Consider the following 5,378-nt stretch of genomic DNA (forward strand, 5'->3'; position numbering starts at 1 on the left):
GCGATTTTCAGGCGAGATAACTTGCTCTTTTGAGGTGTTCAATAGCAAATTGAGTTGAGTGTTCATAACGCGATGCGCACAATATACATACTGTAAAATTGAGGTCGTTTTAACAAAATTATCTATGCCTGGTTAACGCTATCCGACCAGCCACCACGCTATATCAAAATTGATATAGCTCGCGCATTTGATCTATATAAGAGAAAAAAGAAAACCTATTGAGCGCGGAGCGCAAACCTACGGGCACCACAAAGGTTAATCAGGCTGATTGTGGTAAAGCTGAGGGCAGTGCTTTTCTGTCCTAGCTTTTCCATATGAAGACTTGGGGATCACCCTGCTAGAGTAGCCGCTCTAAATAAAAAATGCCCCATTATTCGTTAGAGTAAAAGCTCATTCAAATGATGTTAGCTAGCTCCTTCCTTATCAAAAGTTATCCGAAGTTAAATACTTCGACCTTGACTGTACTCGAACATCTGATTTTCTAACTTTTAGGCCTATGTTTAGCCTTAAAGCACTATGATGGATTTGTCCAATTCTGCAGAGTAATTGATTTTACTAGTAAATGGTTTAGGGTTAAGCTAGAACAATCAGTTGGAGCATTACAAAGAGATTACAATTTTGTATACGGACTTAAAAGGTTGGTATCACTATTCAGATAGCGATACAGTAATTGTATTTGTTCACGGCCTATTTTCAAATAGTGTCAAATGTTGGAAAAATGATGAAAAGCAGGTTTTTTGGCCAGATTTAATTAAGGATGATTTAAGGTTTGGTGAGCCAAGTATTTTTATGGCTGAGTTTCACACTAGTATTTCTTCTGGTGATTATAAAGTTACAGACTGTTCAAGTGAAGTCTTTAGAGCAATGTGTTTGAAGGATGAAAAATTTGGTCATTCTGTTATCGAAAAGACTAACATTATATTTGTAGGTCATAGTACTGGAGGGATAATTGCACGGCATATTCTAGAATCTCATCAGGATGATTTTAAAGACAAGAACATTGGTATAGCTCTATATGCATCTCCTTCCTTTGGTTCCTCATTAGCTAGCTACTTGTCTGTTATTACAGGTTTTATGAATAACGGATTAATAAAGGAGTTGAGGTGGGGAAGTGATGTTCTGGATGATTTAGATGGTAGGTTTAGAGATCTTTTAGACTCTAACAAGTTGAAGATCAGAGGATATGAAGCCTATGAGAATAAACCTCCTTTTTTTGGGATGCCTAAAGTAGTGAATAAGCAATCAGCTGGGCGGTATTTCTCAGCTCCTAAAAATGTACCTGATACTGACCATTCTAGTATTGTTAAACCTTGCTCTAAGACTGACACATCTCATGAGCTTTTAGTGTTATTCTTTCAAAATAATGCTAGCTGGTTTATTAGTGAGCAGAAAGAAAGTGAAAATCCTAGAATATCACTAAGTCAGTTATATGATAATAAGGTTGAAGATGTGTTATTTGAATTTTATACACCTTCTAATGAAAAGTATTATTTAGAACGTGAAATTGATAAAGAAATTATTCAGACCATTACAAATAATCACCTTTGGCTATGTGGACCGACTGGTGTTGGGAAAACAGTGGCATTGCAGAGAGCTATTTGGAAATCAAATAGCAAATTCAGATATATTTCACTAGGTTCATGTGTGAATGAAAGTGTTGATTACATGTTTAACGAAATTCTTTTAGAACTGAATCCTGAATTTGAAGTAAAAGAACAGTCTTTGAGTTTTTATATTAAAAGCATTGTCGATATAATAAAGCGTCATTGTGAACATGACTCATTAATATTGCATATTGAAGAAATACCGATCCAAAACCAAACTATGTTTGATGAATTCTCTAAAGTTATATACTCAGTACTTGTTAAGACAAGAGATATTAGTAATTTGAAATTGATATTGTCATCAATATTTGAACCAGCGGATCTAGCTGGAACTGAATTTGAAAAGATAACGGAAAGATTTAAAGTTATTAAGAGTTCTTCTTGGTCTGATGTCAACATTTCCTGCTTGGTGGCTATCATTGAAGATAATTTGAATGTAACACATGAAGGTTTTTTTGCGAAAGAGTGTTTTGAAGGTTCTCCAAGAAAAACTAAAATTTTTTACAGAAACTCTTTAGCACAGAATGAGATGAGAGCGTGATATGAGAAAGAATCTGAAGCCAGAAACGATTATTCCACAAGACCTATATGTCTCAAGAAATGCGGATAAACAAATTAGAGAGTTAATAGGTAACATGGGACGGCCTGGATATATTTTGGTTTCTCGGCAAATGGGGAAAACTAACTTATTAATAAATGCTAAGCGAAATTTAGAGTCTGACTCTGATATTATTACTTATATTGATTTGTCGAATAAGCATGAAACTGCAAGGGATTGTTTTAGACATATTGTCGATACAATTGTTGAAACAAATCCTAATTTATTGGGAAGGGCTGAGTTAGATATTGCTGAAAGACGAGAGAAAGTGAAGTCATCTGAACATAAAGAACATAGCTATGAACTTAGACGTATATTGAAAGATGTAAAAGGTAAGTTGGTTATAAGTTTAGATGAAATTGACTCTTTAACTCAAGCTGATTATTCTGATAAGATTTTTGCTCAAATAAGAAGTGTATACTTTGACAGGGTTAATTTCAATGAGTTTAATCGATTGACATATATTTTGTCAGGAGTCGCTGAACCTAGTGATATAATAAAAGATAGCTCTATATCTCCATTTAATATAGGTCAGAAGATATTTTTAGGTGATTTTTCTGCGGCTGAATATAACGAGTTGCTAGTTAAGTCTGATATGTATTTAGATGTTGAAGTTAAAGATAGAGTTTTTTATTGGACGAATGGTAACCCTAGGTTGACATGGGAAATATGCTCTGAGATAGAGGATTTAGTCAATCAAGGTGTCGTATTAACAGTAGTAATTGTTGATAATATTGTTGATGTTATGTACTTGAAAAACTTTGACCGCCCGCCTGTAGATCATATTAGAACTCTGATATCGAAAGATGTAACGCTTAGAGATGGTGTTATTGCTATTAAATATGGCAAAGAAGAAAGCTTATCTGACGATGTTAAATCAAAGCTATACCTAGCAGGAGTTCTTGATTCTAATTACGAAGAAGGGACTATTAGGATAAAAAATAGAATTATTGATATGTCTTTAGATGATGAATGGCTTGCGAATTTGGATAAGACCCAGTCGTTATCTATGGGGAATGCCGATAGTTCATATTCTAACAAGGATTATCTGATTGCAATAAGGCAATATGAAGAGCTTTTAAGTCGAAAAGATAATTTAAGTTTTATTGAAGAAAATCAAATGTACTACAAGCTAGCCGCATGCTATCTTAAAGTTGAAAAATATTATAAAGTTATTGAATATATCGAACTTTGTAAATTTAGTTCAAGTGAAAATAAATCTATTTGTTTAGAGTTGTTATGGATGAAAGGGAACTCATATGAAAAGACGAATAAGAATGAGTTGGCTTTAGAGTGTTACAATGAAATTTTGAATTTAGATTTTTCAACAAAAAGTGATATCTATTTTAGAGCAAAATTAGATGCGATACTTGTTGAGTTGGTTGATTTTGAAAAAGTTTCAGAAGAAATTGTAAGTGATATTTTTGAAAACTTTGTTTCTGAACTTCTAGAAGAGAGAGAGTCTGAAGAAAGTTCACTAAAGCCAATTGAAATATCATATTGGTTGTCTCTTTCTTACTATACTGAAGGAAAGTTTAGATTAGATCTTAAGATGTTTGAAAAGGCAAGATTTTGTTTTGAAAACTGTCTTAAATATGCAGATGATGATGCTAAGTTTTTTCCTGTTTTTGAGTTAATGAAACTTATAAATATACTCAATCTTGAACAAGACGTGTCTAATTCATATTTCGATATCATTGTCGACTTAGCTAGTAATAAAGAAAGAGTTGTATCATTGGATTCAAATGATTTTACAATTACAGGGAGGTTTATAAAAGACTTAATAGTATACTCGGCAAAGGTTTTTGATGATGAAAAAACTCAACTCCTCGTTGAAAAATTCAGTCGTAATATAAAAGTTAGTGGTGGTAATTTTTACTCTCTTGTTATTGAGTCCGCTAGCGAGTTTATTAAGTTAAGTGATAATAAAAATAGTCTTCTGTTGTTGAACTGTGTGTTTTCTGTTGATCGAAAGCTTGTTGATCCTGAGGAGTATTTTTTCGCTTCTAAGTTTATTTCATTTTTTGATCAAAATAGTGAGTGCGCTAAGAATGTGTATTTCCAAGGGTTTCAAAATTATGTGGAAGTATCAGACAATATAGATATAACAATATTTGAACGTGAGATTATTCGTCTTAGAGGTATTAGTGATTTAAAAAGAGGGGACGCATTGTGTGATATCGTTTTAAATTCTGATGGGAGCTTGAAAGGCGATATTAGTGCAAGAATGATACCTATCCTATTTTTGAAAATGTTAATTCATGATTCTGCTGAAAAACGATTACAATTTGCATATAAAATTAATAGTAAACTAGATGAGGTGGATTCTTCAGAGTATGAGAGCGCTAGGCTTAATAGAAAGGTAGTTAATCATTTTAAGTTGAATGCAAATAGAATTATTTTTGAAAACGCTCCAATTGAACAAGTTAAGTATACAAGCAAAAGATATAAGAGAAATGATAAGGTTAGGGTTAAGTTCACTGATGGAAAAGTGGAAATAAAAAAGTTTAAACAAGTAGAAGATCAGTTGGACAGTGGTGAGTGTGAAATAGTGTGATATTTTTTAGGGGATATGTGGGGTCAGAGTCTGACGGATCCCCACGAATTTAATAGCATGCTTGTGGTTCCCGAATTAAGCCCTGCAGTGTCTTGATAGCTATCTGCCAATGCGACTTCAACAGCTTTAAGTTCCTATCTTTGTATGCTCTCAAGCCTATGAACTGGTTTGAGAGGACATTGCGGTGCTTTATTGAGTTAGCTTGATATTGCCAGTGTTTGTCAGCGGATTTCACCGCTATAAATCATAAAGGGGTCGGAGCGAATAAGATAAATTGAGATACTTTGCCTCATCTAAGTCACTTGCGATAGACCCTATTCTCTAACGCATTTTTGTCCAGATACGTCTTAGAGTGATCGCTCTAAGACGTTGCCGCCCCTTTGTCGTTTAGAGTTAAAATGTATTTGCATTCACTTACCTAATATTTACCCAAGGTAAGCTAATGCTATAAATATTTCATTTCTAAATAGAGGGGGTCACCAAACCTTGTACAATAAAAGGATCGAACACCTGTTGTTTCAATCCCGTTTGAATCGCAAGACTTGTCAATGCTAAGGCATACTCTGCAAAATACGCTTCTGCTGTACCTTTCATCTCTCCATAACGGGCTTCATGGTGA

The 5,378-nt window shown here is 33.9% G+C and carries 2 protein-coding genes and 1 pseudogene; 2 read left to right on the top strand and 1 reads right to left on the bottom strand.

The genetic code is table 11. From position 1 onward, the window contains the following. Positions 1 to 591: 591 nt before the first annotated feature. Both L2748_RS22910 and L2748_RS22915 read left to right on the top strand, forming a co-directional pair. Positions 592 to 2,145, top strand: coding sequence for a P-loop NTPase family protein (locus tag L2748_RS22910; RefSeq protein WP_220783386.1), 1,554 nt, complete (start codon positions 592 to 594; stop codon positions 2,143 to 2,145). A gap of 1 nt (position 2,146) precedes the next feature. After that, entirely contained in the window at positions 2,147 to 4,759 is a 2,613-nt protein-coding gene (locus L2748_RS22915) for an AAA-like domain-containing protein (protein WP_220783385.1), read from the top strand. Between the two features lie 49 nt (positions 4,760 to 4,808). Here the strand turns inward: L2748_RS22915 and L2748_RS22920 are convergent. Then, positions 4,809 to 5,000: pseudogene (locus L2748_RS22920) on the bottom strand (IS4 family transposase); the annotation flags it as partial. Between the last annotated feature and the right edge of the window lie 378 nt (positions 5,001 to 5,378).

Origin of the sequence: Shewanella sairae (assembly GCF_023283535.1) — a bacterium.
GTDB classification, from domain to species: Bacteria; Pseudomonadota; Gammaproteobacteria; order Enterobacterales; family Shewanellaceae; genus Shewanella; species Shewanella sairae.

Bases quoted from the DNA above. Each gene is read 5' to 3' on its own strand.
- L2748_RS22915 (WP_220783385.1), top strand. From the start codon at position 2,147: ATGAGAAAGAATCTGAAGCCAGAAACGATTATTCCACAAGACCTATAT.